General features: G+C 67.6%; 8 protein-coding genes and 1 pseudogene. 4 read left to right on the top strand and 5 right to left on the bottom strand.

All coding sequences use genetic code 11. The features are described 5' to 3' along the window. Positions 1 to 4 precede the first annotated feature (4 nt). Together AB0D74_RS35075 and AB0D74_RS35080 are read left to right on the top strand one after the other, a co-directional pair. Positions 5 to 859, top strand: coding sequence for a helix-turn-helix transcriptional regulator (locus tag AB0D74_RS35075; RefSeq protein WP_362595921.1), 855 nt, complete (start codon positions 5 to 7; stop codon positions 857 to 859). A gap of 196 nt (positions 860 to 1,055) precedes the next feature. After that, a complete protein-coding gene (locus tag AB0D74_RS35080) occupies positions 1,056 to 1,556 on the top strand; it encodes a hypothetical protein (RefSeq protein WP_362595923.1) in 501 nt (166 codons plus the stop codon). A gap of 120 nt (positions 1,557 to 1,676) precedes the next feature. On the opposite strand, the gene AB0D74_RS35085 is transcribed toward AB0D74_RS35080, so the two are convergent. Then, a complete protein-coding gene (locus AB0D74_RS35085; RefSeq protein WP_362595925.1) occupies positions 1,677 to 2,138 on the bottom strand; it encodes an ATP-binding protein in 462 nt (153 codons plus the stop codon). 196 nt (positions 2,139 to 2,334) lie between these two features. Here AB0D74_RS35085 and AB0D74_RS35090 point away from each other — a divergent pair. Then, positions 2,335 to 3,201: pseudogene (locus AB0D74_RS35090) on the top strand (helix-turn-helix transcriptional regulator). Continuing rightward, a complete protein-coding gene (locus AB0D74_RS35095; protein WP_362595927.1) occupies positions 3,198 to 3,383 on the top strand; it encodes a DUF397 domain-containing protein in 186 nt (61 codons plus the stop codon). The pseudogene AB0D74_RS35090 and the gene AB0D74_RS35095 overlap by 4 nt, the downstream one beginning before the upstream one ends. Before the next feature lie 6 nt (positions 3,384 to 3,389). Here the strand turns inward: AB0D74_RS35095 and AB0D74_RS35100 are convergent, their stop codons facing one another. From AB0D74_RS35100 to AB0D74_RS35115, 4 genes are all read right to left on the bottom strand, one after another. Next, complete coding sequence (locus AB0D74_RS35100) at positions 3,390 to 6,242, bottom strand: competence protein CoiA family protein (RefSeq protein WP_362595929.1); 2,853 nt, start codon at positions 6,240 to 6,242, stop codon at positions 3,390 to 3,392. Between the two features lie 148 nt (positions 6,243 to 6,390). Further along, positions 6,391 to 7,641, bottom strand: a complete 1,251-nt coding sequence (locus AB0D74_RS35105) for a hypothetical protein (RefSeq protein ID WP_362595931.1) — start codon at positions 7,639 to 7,641, stop codon at positions 6,391 to 6,393. 66 nt (positions 7,642 to 7,707) lie between these two features. After that, positions 7,708 to 11,790, bottom strand: coding sequence for a DNA methyltransferase (locus AB0D74_RS35110; protein ID WP_362595933.1), 4,083 nt, complete (start codon positions 11,788 to 11,790; stop codon positions 7,708 to 7,710). Then, positions 11,790 to 14,747, bottom strand: coding sequence for a helicase-related protein (locus tag AB0D74_RS35115; RefSeq protein WP_362595935.1), 2,958 nt, complete (start codon positions 14,745 to 14,747; stop codon positions 11,790 to 11,792). Before AB0D74_RS35115 ends, AB0D74_RS35110 begins: the two co-directional genes overlap by 1 nt. Positions 14,748 to 14,775: the final 28 nt, after the last annotated feature.

Here is a 14,775-nt window from a genome sequence, read left to right on the forward strand (position 1 = left end):
GTCCATGTCCGCCTTCCCCATGTCCAGCGTGCAGGATGCACGCGCAGCTCTCGCGGCCCGGCTGCGGGAGCTGCGTCTGGACGCAGGCATCACCGGCAAGGAACTCGCCCGGCTCGCGGGCTGGTCCGTCGCCAAGTCGTCGAGGATCGAGAACGCTGTCACCGCGCCGGCCGACGCCGACATCCGCGTCTGGTGTGCAGCCTGCGGCGCGCACGACCAGGCGGACGACCTCATCGCGGCCAACCGGCAAGCCGACTCCATGTACCTGCAGTGGAAACGGCTCCAGCGAACGGGCATGAAGCAGTTGGCGGAGACCTCGGCCAAGCTGTACGAGCGCACCCGCCACTTCCGCGTGTACGCCTCCCATGTCGTCCCCGGTTATCTGCAGACACCCGGCTACGCGACGGCGCTTATGCGCACGATCGCGGACTTCCGCGGTACCCCGGACGACGTGGCCGACGCGGTCGAGGTCCGCATGCGTCGCGCGCACGTCATCCACGAGGGAGACCATCGGTTCGCGACCCTGGTCGAGGAGAACGTCCTCCATCACCGGGTCGGCGATCAGGACGTGATGGCCGGCCAACTCGGCAACCTGCTGGCCGCGATGTCTCTGCCGTCCATGTCTCTCGGCATCATCCCGGCCGCCGCCACGCGGGAGCAGGTCATGTGGCCGCTGGAGCAGTTCACGGTGTTCGACGACTCGCGGATCCATGTGGAGTTGCTCGCCGCGAAGGTGACCGTCACGGCGCCGAGTGAACTCGACATGTACCTGCGGGCGTTCACCCGGCTCACGGAACTGGCCGTGTACGGGGCTGACGCGCGGGCCCTGATCGTGAAGGCCATCGACGCCTTGAGCTGACCCCTGCCGTGCAGAAGCCCCCAGACGGGCCGTCACGGTGGTGCTGGGGGCATGCGCTGACCGCCGACATCGACGAGTTGACCGCCGCCGGGACCTGATCGAGTCCCGCCGCCATGGTCCGCTACCCGAAGCACCCGGTGAACACAGGACATCCGTTGCCGCACTGAGCGGTCAGACCCCGGCTATCGTGATCGCTATGCCGTCCACGCACCTGCTGATCATCGGAGACCGCGCCGCCCTGAGCTGGGTTCTGACCGAACAGCGCATGGCTTTTCCGGCCGGTCGTTCCAAGGCGGCCCGTGCGCTGGAGGAGGGTGACGAGATCTTCCTCTACACCACACGGGGCTGCCTCGGTAACCCGACGCGTGACCTGGGACGTGTCATCGGCCGGGCCACGGTGGCCAGCTCCGTGCGGGTCCTGGAGGAGCCGGTCGTCTTCGGAGAGCGCTCCTTCACGGAGGGCTGCCGCCTGGCGGTGTCCGGCCTCGCCCGGTTCCGGGACGGACTGGTCCTGCGCGAGCTGGTGCCCAGGCTGTCGGTCTTCCCCGACCCCGCCACATGGAGCGTCCGCTTGCGGCGGGCGTCACTGACCCTGCCGTCGGGCGACGCCGATCTGGTACGTGCGGAACTGGGGCCGCTGTTGCGCCCCTACGCCGAGACGGCCGAGCAGTACCGTTGGCCGCCGGTGTCGACCTGAGCGGGGGACACGCGCCGTACGGGCGGACCGGCTCCTCAGGTCGGTCACGACACACCATGCCCGGACGAGGCTCGGGAGAGCCTGCCGGTCCCTTCGACAGGAGGATATCGGGCGGCGAGGTCATCCGCGGCACGGGGCGTCGCCCGTCCCGGTGGTCCTGCTGGTCGGGAGGGTGGCCCAGACGGTCTTGCTGGCCGGCGGATGCGGTTCGGTGCCCCAGCGGTCGGCCAGTGCGTCGACTATGAGCAGACCGCGGCCCGTCTCGCCGTCTGTCGCCGAGTCGGTTGGTACGACGGGGAGTTGTCCGCCCTTGGCGTCGGTGACCGTGATGCGGAGCAGGCCGGTCGTGGTGTCGAGGGTGAGCCGGAAGTCGCGGCCCTGGACGCGGCCGTGCAGGGCCGCGTTGGCCGCGAGTTCGGCGACGATCTGCTCGGCTCGATCGCTCACGTCGGGTGACAGGTCCCAGGCGCGGAGCTGGGTGGTGGCGAGGAGGTGGGCGAGGCAGGCTCCTCGGCGGGTGGAGGACAGGAGCTGGGCGAACGTGGCCACGGTGCCGGGCGGTTGGGGAAGAGTTGCGCTCATGGGGCCACCGTGGCGGGTGCGCGGGGGAGCGTTCCAAGAGTGACGCCCGTACGGTGCGTCACCGCACGGACACATTCTGTGGACGGTACGGGAGGTTTTCCGTCACGCTGGGTGCCGTCGGCCGTGGGGCGACGGACAGTGCGTGGTCCGTGTACGGAACGGGAGGTGGCCGCGTATGACGGGCGGCATCGACATCATGACCGACGGCGGCGGCGACGGGGAGATGGCTGGCGGTGAGCCGGATCGTGAGCCCGACCCCTCGGACAGTCTGCGGACCTGGGGTGCCGTCTAGCAGGCGCTGCGCGAGCACGCGGGCTACAGCAGGGCCGAGTTCGCGGACCTGGTGCGCTTCTCCAAGCACACCGTGGAGCCGGTGGAGCTGGGACGGAGGATGCCCGACGAGTCGTACGTGGTGCGGTCGGAGGAACTCCTCGGGAACACCGGCGCGTTGCGGAAGTCGTCGCAGTACGTGACGCGGGGGCGGGGGGATGTGGGGCTGGCGGCTTGGTTCCGGCAATGGGCTCGGCTGGAGCGGGTCGCGGTGAGTCTGTGTACGTATGAGTGCAGGCTGGTGCCGGGGTTGTTGCAGTCAGAGGGGTATGCGCGGGCGGTGTTCGAGGGCACCGTGCCGGTTGCACCGGACGACCAGCTGGAGGAGTTCATGGCCAGGCGCATGGAGCGGCAGCGGATGCTGTTTGAGCGGCCGACCATCCCGTTTAGCTTCATTGTCGAGGAGCACGTCTTCCGGCGCCGGTTCGGCGACGCGGACCAGATGAGGGAGATGTTCGATCGAGTGCTGGAGCTGAGCGCGCCGCGCAACGTGACGCTTCAGATCGTGCCGCTTGAGGCCGGGTTGCACGCGTGCCTGGACGGCCCGTTGCAGCGCTTGGAGACCCCGAAGGGGCAGCGGCTCGCGTACTCCGAAGGGCAGCAGAACGGCCGTCTGATCTCCGACCCGAAAGAGGTGAGCCTCCTCTACCAGCGCTATGACACACTGCGCTCGCAGGCCCTCAACTCCAAGGATTCCTGGGGCCCGTTAGAGCGACTCCGAGGAGAACTATGAGCGCGACGGAACTGGCCTGGTTCAAGTCCAGCTACAGCGGCAGCCAGGGTGATAGCTGCGTCGAAGTCGCCCTCACCGAACAGGCCATCTTCGTAGGGGACTCCAAGGACGTGACGCGTCCTCACTTCGCGGTCGGGCGTGCGGAGTGGTCGCGGTTCGTGGGGTTCGTGGCGGACGTCTGAACGAAGTCAGCGGTGCTTCCATAGACCGTAGAGTCGTTGGACATCAAGCTGCCACTGGGCGTGCAGCTCGTCCTGTGACACGGGCAGGTCCCGGCCGAGCGAATAGGCCACGTGCCGGTAAAGCGGGTGCAGTTCACCAATGTTCGTGGTTACCAGAGCGGAGAGAAGCGGCTCGCTCATAGGGGTGTCCGCGTCAGCAAGAACCAGAATCTCCCCCTGGTCGTCCGGGTGCAGGTGCGGAAGTTCGACGCCCGGACGGTGCCGGATGGCTGACCAGGTCGTGGTGGTGCCACCGTGTGCGGCGTCTTCCAGTGCGGCGCGTACAAGGGCCGCGAGTTCGGAGAGCTTCTCCCTGCTCGGCCGGGACTCGTGGTCCGTCTCGTGATCAGGGGCGCTCACTTCATTCCGCGACGCGGTCGGCTCGTCAAGTCCTTCCTCGCTGGCTCGGAGAGCCGCTTGAAGGTCCTCCGGCAACTTGCCGTGATACTTCCTCTTCAGTTCCTTCGCCCTGTTCAGGTCGCCACGAAGGGTGCCGGTGTCTGCGACACCGTCCTTCTGCGCAAGGTTGTGCAGCAAGGGACGAAGCTCTGCCAGGACATTCTCGTTTTCGCGGTCCCGGACCCATTCGCTCATGTCGCGCAAGTGGTTCCGGTACTTTGCCTGGTTCTCAGGCGTCAGCTTCGTACCGTAGACCCTTCCCGCCTCCTGCCAGACGCGCTTGGCTTCGGCGAGGTCGCCGGTCTGACGGGCTCTGTCGAATCTCCAGCGGAGCCCGGTCAGGGTGCCAATGGCAGCGACTTCGGAAACGTGAGATTGGAGTTCGGAGCCTGATCGTGCCTCAGGGGCGGATACGGCATCAGCTGGCGCGGTTCCGGCGGTCTTCCGCTGTCGCTCGGCGTCCGTGTACGCGTTGCGGATTCGGCCCACCTCCAGTTGCCTGGCCCAGTGGACCTCGCTCGGGAGGCCCGGTACCGGACGGCCGTGCCGCTGAAGGATCGACGCGAAGTATGGCAGTGGGTTGCCGTCCTCGGCGACGACGAGGGCCGCGTACATGAGGCCGCCATCCGTGAGTGGCTCATCCACATGGAACAGGAGGTTGGCGCACCGCTCGTCCGAGAGAAGCCGGAAGGCGAAGCCCGTCGCTTCCGACAGCTCGCGCCAGGTCACGTCGGTGGCGCCGTTCTTCGCGCGTGCCCTGAGGTGCTCACGCAGTGCGAGTACCAGCTGAAGAGTGGGAAGGCTCGCGGGTGAGATCGACTCCCGGCCAACCTGGGGTTTCTGAGGCTCCGGTACTTCCTTTGGGCATCCCGCGGACGCGGGCGGGGTCTCCGCCTCCGCTGCCTTCCGGCTCGGCGATGCCTCGGCCTGGCGCGCGCCGAAGAGCTGGTACGCACGCTCCAGCTCTTGCTGATGGATTCGATGAACCTCTTGTGTGGACATGCTTGGTGCCCAGCCCAGCTCGGTGAGCACATCGGCGAAGAAGGATGCTGGTCCGTCGCCGCCGGTAGTGAGCAGTGAGGACAGCACCGGTCTGTCCTGGGCAGGGGGGAAGTCCATTGCCACGAGCAGCTTGAGGCGGTGTTCCGGTGTGATCGACTGTGCGCCGTTCCCCATCGCCCGGACGAGCTTGGGCCAGGTGACTCGGCCACCGGACCGGGCGATGCACTCCAGGTTCTGCCGGAGGGAGGCGACGATCTCGGGGTCGCTGAGGCCTGGTCGTCGTACGTCGTGCGCCGGTGTGGGCCGTGAGGTCTGAGTGTGGCCGGTTGCCGTCGACTCGGGCAGCGCCGGCCTGAGTCCGTTCCAGGCGGCAGCCTCCCGGGCGTCGAGGCGTCGCGCCCGGCTCGCAAGAATGAGCCAGGCAGGGGCGTCTTCCGGGGCGCCGAGAGGGGTCAGCGTCACCCCGTTCCCGAGGAGGTACACCCTGGATGGATTAGGGGCCGGGGTGATCGAGGGAAGGACGATGCGGGCCCGGAGCACTGAAGCTCCCACGGGCTGAATGTCCGCGTCGTAGACCCGCCCGGTTGTTCCCGTTGGTGGGCGTACGTCGTTCCGCGGTATGGCCCCTGTGAAGGCCACGGTGTCATCGGCCAGTTGGAAGAAGACCTGGGCAGCTGTAGCAGCCGCCTCGGTCGAACGGCGCGGCATGATGCCCTTGAGTGTGTGCGCCAGGCTCGGCGTGACGATGCCTTCGCGCGTCATCGAGCACTCGGACAAGGCCGTCCACTCGATGGTGTCGCCGGGAAGCTGGGTACCGACGCGCACCTCACGCGTGGCACCGACGGTCCGGCACTCGATGCGAATTGCGTACCCGTGAGTCTTCACCCGGTCGTAGGCAAGCATGCTGTCCGGGCCGAACAACCACTCGACAGCTTCGGCTCCCTGGGTGAGGCCTTCTGCCTCCTGCTGCCACTGTCGGAGGCCCAGCCGTGCCAGCTGAACGCGTACGAACTGTCGCCCACCGGAAAGCTGGAAGTCCACGGTCCCGCCCGGCCTGTCCCCGACTGTCCGGTACGACGCCTTGGCCTTCCGGTGGTCCTGCTGGGCGAGCCATTGGGCCAGGGCTTGGCCGATGTAGAGGTGGTCGGCGCTAGACTCGCCGTTGGCGGTGCGGCGGCAGTGGACGGGCGGCCGGTGGGCGAAGTGGCACTTCTTCTCGGTGTACCGCTTGGGAGTGAGTTTCTTGCCGCAGCCTCCGAGGAGGGTTCCGCAGTAGAACTCGTCGCGCGAGCGGCCTCGCATGAAGGCGTCGAACTCGTCGTGGTCGTACGGGAGGAACACTGGTACATCGGAACCGGCACGTCCGATGACGGCTGTTTGGACTTTGCGGGTGTCTCCCCCGTCGGGGAACGATGTCATGACACGGCTCCGGGTGGGCGATGAGTCAGGGCTAACGGCAGGAAGCGGTACCGGCCATCGTCACGGCGGCGTGGTCTCCCGCCGGCCTCGCCTGGGAAACCGGAGAACGCCACTGGACTGGCGCATGTGGCTGACGGTCGGTGCTCTCTCAGCCTTCCGCGTCGCGCTTCTCCTCGTCCCCGAGCAGACGGCGCGCTCGCTCGGCGATCCCGCTGGAGAGCTTGCCCGTTACCGAGCTGGCCCGGTCGAGGGTCTCGTTGCCGAGGCTTATGGCGGCATCGACGCTTTTCGCTCCTGTCTCCAGCGCCTTATCCCTCGCTTCCCCGGCCGCGTCCACCCATCGTCTCGCCTCCGATGACTGACGACCGGACTCAATCCCGAGCCGTCCGTGGAAGTCATAGACACGGGTTGCGACATGGTTGCTCGACTGGACTGCAGCCGGCGACTTGGTCGGGTTCAGCAGCACCTTCGCGTTGGCCGTGCTGGCAGCCGCATTCAGCCGGGCCACCAGCCGCTCGGTGCTCCGCGAGATGAGATCCAGCCGGTTCTGTCGGGCGACCCGAAGCCCGAGACGATGCCGGTCCAACTCATCCGGAGCCGCGTCCAGCACTCGGTCGAGTTCGAGCACGGCGATCGCGTCCTGCAGTTGGAAGCAACGAGCCAGAACAGCGAGCCACTCCTGAGTCTTGGACTCGGCTTCCTTGGCCGTCGTGGCGAGATCGCCGATCTTGGTCTTGCGGTCCATCTTCTTCGCGAGTGCGTCGAGTTGGCACAGCGCGTACGCCTGGGTCTCTGCGATCGTCGCCGGCGCGGCCTGCACCTTCGACCACGTGACCTCGGAGACCCGGCCCACCTGCTCTCGGATGGTCATTGCCTCCTCGATGATCAGGTCCACTCCGATCATGCGGGCCAACGCAGCGTCCTTCTGTGCGCGGAGCACGTCGTCGACCTTTTCGTCGATCCTTGCGAGATAGTCGGTGATCTCGTCTATGGTCTGCTGCATCGCAAGCTGTGCCATGATCCCCGCGGCACCAGCCAGACGCGCCGGGTTGGTGAGGAACGAGCCGGCCCCCTTCTCCACCTGAAGCCATTTCTTGATTGAGCCAGGTTTCCCCACCATCGCATGGCTGATGCCTGGCGTCTTGCTTTCCATCAGCCCGAACTCCTTGACACGCTGCGCGGACTCCTTGGTCAGCTTCACCCAGGAAGCGGAGTTGGCGGCAATATCTGAACCTGTCTGCGCGACTGCAGCCCCCGTACCGAAGACGGACTTGAGCCTTTTCGGTTCACGGTCCTTTGATGACAGTCCCTGCGAGACGAGGAAACGTTCGACGTCTGTTGCGTTCCCGATGACCGCCAGTCCGTCACCGTAGCTGATCAGCTGAATCTCGTTGTCCATTGCCCGCTCCTGAAGTGGCTTCTCGCAGTCGAGGGTGGTCGGGATACGCGCGGCGACCGCTGGCGGTCAGGCGGGGTGACGGGGGCCGTGGCCCGGGGGCGGGGTGAGGGGGGAGGTGTAGTTCTCGCCCTCAACGAGCGGGTTCTCCAGGGTGAGGCCAGCGGCGGCCATGCGGTCGTATTCGGCGAGGATCAGTTCCTTGGTGCGGTACGTGCCGTACTTGGCCTCGTCCTTGCGGCGGACGATGGGGAAGGTATCGAGGATGTAGTCGACACCTTCGCGGGATACGCCGTAGAGGTGGAAGAAGAGGGCGTCGAGTTCGGCGCGGAGATGCCTGCGTCGGCTTTCGTTCCACCGGAACGGGGCGCCGGTATCATCGAACTCGGTTGCCAGGCCGTTCATATCGTTCGCGGTGTAGGCAAGTTCTAGGACGCGGGGAACGATGAACGTGGTGTGAGGGGCGAGCTGGGCAGGGGCGGGCACCGGGAGCTGGTAGGCGGTGAAGAACCTGAGGTGGGTACCCCCAACCTTCTGACGCGCGATGAAGTCCAGTGCGAAGGAAGAGAAACTGGCGATCAAGTTTGCCACGGAGCCGCGGGTTGGCAACATGACCAAAGTGCCGTCGGGTGTTGCGGCATAGGGAAAGGCGGAAGCGATCAATGTCCGTTCATCCGTGGCACGGCAGATGTCCCGCCAGCCGAGGAGGAAGTTATGCGACCACGCTTTTTCTGCGAGGCGCTTGCGTACACCCGGTACAGGGATGTCTTGACCGTTCTTGTCGAGTTTCCCAGAGGGCGTGTTCTCCTCCGCCACCCAGTACCGGGGCAGAACAGAGGTGCTGCTATTGTCCTTCTCGTCCAGCGATAGCGGCCGAGTGTCACCTTCGAACTCGTATGTCGCCCAGCGATGGTCGTAGTGATGGAGCATCTTCGCCTCGTAGAGCGGGAGCATCCGCATCCCATCCATGGTGAAGACGTTGCCCTCAGGCGCCCAGCCCGAGGCTTCCAGCTCGTCCCCGGGATGCATGATCGCCGAGTCGTGTCCCATGTCGTACATGCGCAAGAATGACAAACCCCAGGGATTTCCACCAGGCATCCCTTCTTTGCACAGCACAGGCAGCCGCCGGTACACCCGCAGAGTGATCTCGGCGTCCCGGCGAGATCTGAAGATCGGCAGCGTTCCAGTGTTCGGGTTGAGCAGGGTGATCTCTTCTGGCGTCAGCGTGAATGTTTTGTCCGCATCGTCCAGTTCAGTCGGGTCCTGGAGGAAGAAGGCGAATCGAGCCGCCGGTTCGCGCAGGGAACGGCCGACCATGGACAAGACGCTGAACTTCATCCGGGAGTCCACGGCAGGGAATAGGCCGCTGCGGTTCTCGAAGTCGTACAGCGCCGCAATCGCCCCACGCCGCACCAGATCCCCGGAGAAGTGCTGCGTCCGCGCATCCGTCGCGATCCCCGTCGGGACGATCACCCCCGCCCGTCCCTTCGGCCCGAGCAGTATGCGATCCGTCTCCGTGAAGACGGCGTATGTGTTGAGGTTCCCCTGCCCCGTCAGCGGAACCCGGCCTGACCGCCGCAGGAAGTGGCTCTCGGCGTAGACCTTCCGCTTGCCCGCCTCGAACTCCTTGTACAGGGGAAGCGTGTCCGGCGAGTCCTTGAGCGCCTCGATCATCTTCTTCCGTACGGCAGTCCTCGACGCTTCCGCGATCTCGGGCGCACGCTGCGCGAAGAACTCTTGTTCGCGGAAGTCAACGCTGTCCCACGGCGGGTTCCCCACGACACAGTCGAAGCCCCCCGCCCAACCGGTGTCCGGCGACACGCCACGGCCGTCCTCCGGCACGGAGAACACCTCGGGGAATTCCAAGTGCCAGTGGAAGAAGGAAAACTGCTTACGCAGCCGCTTGATCTCGGTCTTGGTCTCCTCAGCCACACCCTGACCGCTCGGATCCTCCAGTGCCTTGAACACCGCATACGTCACCGGCCGAGGCGCCTCCGGTGTCTTCAGCCACACGAACGCCGCACACCACGCGTCGGCGACACGCTTCGCACGCCGGTAGTCCGACGAGCCCGCCCACTCCTCGTACGCGTCCTCCTGCCGGCGTACGTCGGTCAGTTCCTCGGCTTGGGCCAACGTGATGGAGCGCAACCCGCTGGCGAACACGGTATTGGCGACGTTCACCGCCTCCCCGCCCAGGTCGAACAGACTGCCCTGCCCCACCCGCTCCTGCTGGTTGATCTTCTCCAGGGCCTTCGCATGCTTCTTGTCGTCGCCCTCGGTCGCGATGAAAGCCTCATCGGGGATGCCGTCGCGCAGCAGCTTGGGCGTGGCGCCAATCAAGCCGTTGCCGTGCTTCACATGAGCGTCCAGGAAGCTCAGCGGCTTGCCCGGCTCAAGTGCCTCCAGCCACAGGGACACCTTGGCCAGGTCCACGGCCATGGGGTTGAGGTCGACGCCGTAGATGCAGCGGGCGACGACCTCGTGCAGGGCGTGGCGCACCGCATCCAGCGTGGGCTCCGGGTTGCGTTCCCGGACGGCCGCGACCTGCTTGGCGATGCGGCGGGCCGCCGCCACGAGGAAGTGTCCGGAGCCGCAGGCCGGGTCGCAGACCGTCAGGGAGAGCAGCTCGTTGACGATGGCCTTGGCCGGATCGGCGGCTCCTGATCGCGCCGCTGCCTCCTCACCGCGCTGGACGGCATCCTTTATCACGGGGTTCAGCGTGGCGTTCAGCAAGCATTCGATGAGCGAGGACGGCGTGTAGTAACTACCCGTTGTCTTACGGGTGTTGCCCGCCATCTCGACGAGCGCGAACGTGCGCTCGGCCGCGCTGTACTTCGGCTCCAGCTCCAGCAGGGACTCGTAGACCGACCCCAGTTCCTCCGCGTCCAGGTGCCGGTAGTCCACCCCCCGCCAGCGGCCCGAGCTGCCGTCCCGGACCTGGGAGAGGTGCCGTACGGCCGTCAGCAGGGCCTCGTTGGAGAGCTTCAGGTCGCGCAGCGGGGCGTCCGCCTCCGTGTCGTTGAACAGACCGCCGAGGCCGGGCAGGCCCAGCTCGGGGCGGCCCTTCTCGTCGCCCAGTGCAGTGAGGACGATGCGCAGCGCCTCGTACAGGTCGCCGTGAGCCGTACCCCGCCGCTTCCTGGCGTGGGCGCGCAGCCTGGCCGAGGAGAAGTACGCCTCGTAACGCTCTCGCGCCTGCGGGTCCGCCTTCGGCGACAGCAACGCATCACGGTCCTCGGCGACGAAGACGAAGAGCAGGCGGTACACCATGCGCAACAGTGCGGCCTGCAGCGCCTTCGGGCGGACGTCCTTCCTCAGCGCCGTGTTCTCCGGGTGCCGCAGGAAGCCCGTGCCCAGTGCGGTGATCGCCTCCTGAACGCCCTTCCGGAGCTGGTCCAGGGCGCGCGTGCCCGAAGCGATGGCCTCTGTGCGCCATTTCTCCAGCCAGCAGGAGGACGGCGCCGCCCCCTTCGCCACCTCGAACCGCGAGGCGTGCAGCAGCCGGTAGAGCAGCACGAACTCGCTGAACAGCTCGCCGTCGAAGATCGCTTCGAGGTCGAACTCGACGTACGACGCCGTGGCGAGTGCGCTGGAGTCGCGCAGCAGGCGGACCTGGCGGCCGTTGGTCAGGACGCCCCACAGGTGGGCCTCGGTGCGGTTCAGGCACTCCTGGAGCATCGACTGGGGCGGGACCGTGCCGGCGCCGCCCGGTCGCTTGTCCAACTCGGCGTTCCATGCCGTCTGATGGATCAGGGCGTGGTGCCAGCGGTGGGAGACCGGGAACTTCTTCTCCGCGTCGGAGTCGGCGGTGATACCTGCCGTGCCGATGTGCGTCAGGCGGCCGAAGCCCAGTTCTCGCCAGAGTGGGGTCAGCCAGTCGTTCTCCGCGAGTCCCGTGGGGTCGCTCGCCGGTACGCCCGTCTCCCGGTCCTCCGGCAGGCGCTTGCGGACGTCGCGCCACAGCGGCTTCAGGTACTCCCAGCTCCGCTCGGCCTCGTCCCGTACCGAACGGGACGACGGCAGGCCGTAGTCGGCGGGCTTGGACCCCGGGACGTCCTTGCCCTCGGAGATCCGCACCAGCATGTCGGCCGGCAGCAGACCCCCGACCGTGTGGACGGCGGTGAACACCTGGTTGCGGGTGGTGGCGGACATCAGGCGGACACTCCAACCGAAACAGAAGCGGCGGCGGGCAGGTAGACGTAGGCGCCGAGGATGTCGGCGGGCTTCTGAGCGGTGACCGACAGACCCCGGACGATCTCGCCGGAGGCCGCCCGCACCCGGCGGTGGGCCGCGTCCAGTTCGGCGGCGAGTTCGTCGCCGTACGTCTCCAGATAGCCGTTGATATCGGGCAGTTGACCGAGAATTCGCGTCATCGTGCGTTCCCCGAAGTGCGGGTCGGTGTTCTCCGACGCCGTCGCCTCCAGCAGGGCGACCGCCTGCTCCGGCGTCAGCCACGCCCCGTTCTTCGGCGCGCCCTCGAAGGCCAGCAGCCGGGCGTCCTCCGCCACCAGCTGCCGTTCGCCGCTCCGGGACGGCAGGGTGAGGTGGAAGCGGTAGCGGACCAGGAGCAGTGTCGTCCTTGTGTTCACCGCGTCTGTGGTGATCACACCGCAGCGGCGGGCCGGGCGGGCCCCCTCCGCCTGGGTGTCCAGCGCGGCATTGAGCACATGAGACGCGAGCGCGCCCACCACCGGGTCCGTGCGGACCAGCGCCGCCTCCCCGCGAGCCACCGCCGGATCGCTGCGGAACGGGATCTCGCGGTCCTTCTCGACGACCTCCGCGCCCACCACCGGCGCCAGCGCGTCCCGCAGGCCCGCCGGGGTGCCGCCGACCTGGGCGGTGAAGTCCCCGGACTCGCGGCCACCGCCGTCGGCGCCCCGCAGCACCCCTCCCAGCGCACCCAGCGACTCCCGTACGAACGTCCGGATCTCGCCCGCCCCGCCCAGCGCCTCCCGGATCGACGCGACCTCACGGGCCACTTCCTCCGGGTGGATGGAACGCTGGGCGAACCGGGAGCGGGACTGCCGCTCGCGCTCCGCCGCCGAGTTCCAGTCGCTGTCCAGCTTCGCCGTGCTCACCTTGAACGCGTCCGCGCTGAACAGCGCGTCCTCGTTCTCCCGGCCCCGCATCAGCAGCCACTCCACGATCGCGTCCGTCACGCCCGTCGACAGCTCGTCGGGGACCGAGACCGAGATGCCGAGGTCCTTCTTGATCTGGCGGTGCTTCTTGATCAGCACCTCCAGGACCTTGCCGTCGATGCCGTTGTCGTCGCCGTAGAGGGTGATGACGCGGACCTCGTCGCGGCGCTGGCCGTAGCGGTCGACGCGGCCCTCGCGCTGGTCGTGGCGGGTGGGGTTCCAGGCCAGGTCGTAGTGGACGACGGCGTCGAAGTAGTGCTGGAGGTTGACGCCCTCCGAGAGGCAGTCCGTGGCGATCAGGACCCGGCGGGCCGCCGCGTCCTCGCCGGCCTCCGCCGCCAGCGCCTCGATCCGCTCGATACGCTGCTGCGGCGACAACTCGCCGGTGACCGCCTTGACGACCGTCTTCGCGCCCAGGGGGCCGCGCTTCTTCGTCTCCGGGTCGTTCGCGAGCTGCTCCGCCAGGTACTTGGCCGTCGGGATGTAGCGACAGAAGACGATCGGGTTGTAGCCGTCGGCCAGCAGCGCCTTGAGGTGCTTGATGAGCGCCTTCAGCTTGAGGTCCTTCTCCGGTCCCTTCAACTGCTCAGCCAGCTCCGCCAGTTCAGCGAGCTGCGACTTCACCGGCCCTTCGTCCGTCGTCTCCGCTCCCGGCGCGACGTCCATGCCCTCCATGGCGTCACTGTCGGCAGCGTCGCTGTTCAACGGGGCGCCCAGCTTGTCGGCCTCCTCCGCCGACGCCGCGATCGCCGCCGCCGAACGGGTGGTGAGGGTCTGTGCGGCAGCCGCCGGGGACGACACCAGTGAGCGCAGCAGCGCGATCGCCGACCACCAGGCGATACGGGCCTCTCGCTTGCCCTGCCCGCCCGCCTCCTCGACCCGCTCGCTCGCGTATGCGATCGCGTCGTCCAGGAGGGCCCGGTACTCGGGGGACAGCTTGTACGTCTCGTCCTTGAAGAAGCGGTCCGAGGGGAACGCGGTGCGCTCGGCGAGCGAGTCGTCCGCCAGTCCGTCCTCCTTCGTGAGGTACTGGCGTACATCCGCCCGCTTGCGGGCCACGAAGTGCTGGGCGAGCAGCTTCCTGCCCGACTCCGACTCCAGGTTCACCTGCGCCAGGTCCGGCTTGACCAGCCCGAGGAGGTTCCGGAACGCCGACTCCTTGCCGCTGTGCGGGGTCGCCGTCACCAGCAGCAGATGGCGCTCGGCGTCCTCCGCCACCCGGCGCAGCAGCTCGTAGCGGAGCTGGCTCTGGGCGCTCGCCGAGGTGTCGTCGGCCGCCACGCACGTGTGGGCCTCGTCGACGATCACCAGGTCGGGGCAGTGGCGTACGAAGTCGTCGCGGTGGCGGGTGGACTTGATGAAGTCCGTCGACACGATCACGTTCGGGTACCTGTCGAAGAGGGACTGGCCGAGGTCCAGGCCGCGCTCCAACCGTGACACCGTCGAGGACAGGACCAGCTCCGCGTCGATGCCGAACTTGCTGCGCAGTTCCTGCTGCCACTGCTCGGCCAGGGCCGGGGAGCAGAGCACGGCCAGGCCGCTCGCCTCCCCCTGCGCCAGCATCTCGCTCGCGATCAGGCCCGCCTCGATGGTCTTGCCGATACCGACGTCGTCCGAGATCAGCATGCGGACCGTCTTCTGGCGCAGAGCCATCAGCAGCGGTACGAGCTGGTACGCGCGCGGTTCCACCGCGATGCCCGCCAGCGAGCGGAACGGGCCCGCGCCCGAGCGGAAGCCGACCCGCAGGGCCGTACGCAGCAGGCCGGCCGCCCGCTGGTCGCCGAGGTCGGCGGGCTCGGGCGGGGCGAAGCGGGCCTCCTCGACGGGCTCGAACGGGAGCACCGCCGCGATGTCGTCGTCCGAGCCGCCGAGCGGGCGCAGGACGAGGAGGTCGGGCTCGCTCTCGGGGAGTACCACCCACTCGCGGCCACGGGCCTTCACCAAGGATCCGGCGGAGTACGTGAATGCCATAGCGATCTTCAAATCCTCTTGGTGGCGG

It is taken from the genome of Streptomyces sp. NPDC048278 (genome assembly GCF_040652195.1).
GTDB lineage: Bacteria > Actinomycetota > Actinomycetes > Streptomycetales > Streptomycetaceae > Streptomyces.

What these genes read in the sequence shown, in the direction of transcription:
- AB0D74_RS35080 (WP_362595923.1), top strand. Translation starts at nt 1,056, where the DNA reads ATGCCGTCCACGCACCTGCTGATCATCGGAGACCGCGCCGCCCTGAGC.
- AB0D74_RS35085 (WP_362595925.1), bottom strand. Translation starts at nt 2,138, where the DNA reads ATGAGCGCAACTCTTCCCCAACCGCCCGGCACCGTGGCCACGTTCGCC.
- AB0D74_RS35110 (WP_362595933.1), bottom strand. Translation starts at nt 11,790, where the DNA reads ATGTCCGCCACCACCCGCAACCAGGTGTTCACCGCCGTCCACACGGTC.
- AB0D74_RS35095 (WP_362595927.1), top strand. Translation starts at nt 3,198, where the DNA reads ATGAGCGCGACGGAACTGGCCTGGTTCAAGTCCAGCTACAGCGGCAGC.
- AB0D74_RS35075 (WP_362595921.1), top strand. Translation starts at nt 5, where the DNA reads ATGTCCGCCTTCCCCATGTCCAGCGTGCAGGATGCACGCGCAGCTCTC.
- AB0D74_RS35105 (WP_362595931.1), bottom strand. Translation starts at nt 7,641, where the DNA reads ATGGACAACGAGATTCAGCTGATCAGCTACGGTGACGGACTGGCGGTC.
- AB0D74_RS35115 (WP_362595935.1), bottom strand. Translation starts at nt 14,747, where the DNA reads ATGGCATTCACGTACTCCGCCGGATCCTTGGTGAAGGCCCGTGGCCGC.
- AB0D74_RS35100 (WP_362595929.1), bottom strand. Translation starts at nt 6,242, where the DNA reads ATGACATCGTTCCCCGACGGGGGAGACACCCGCAAAGTCCAAACAGCC.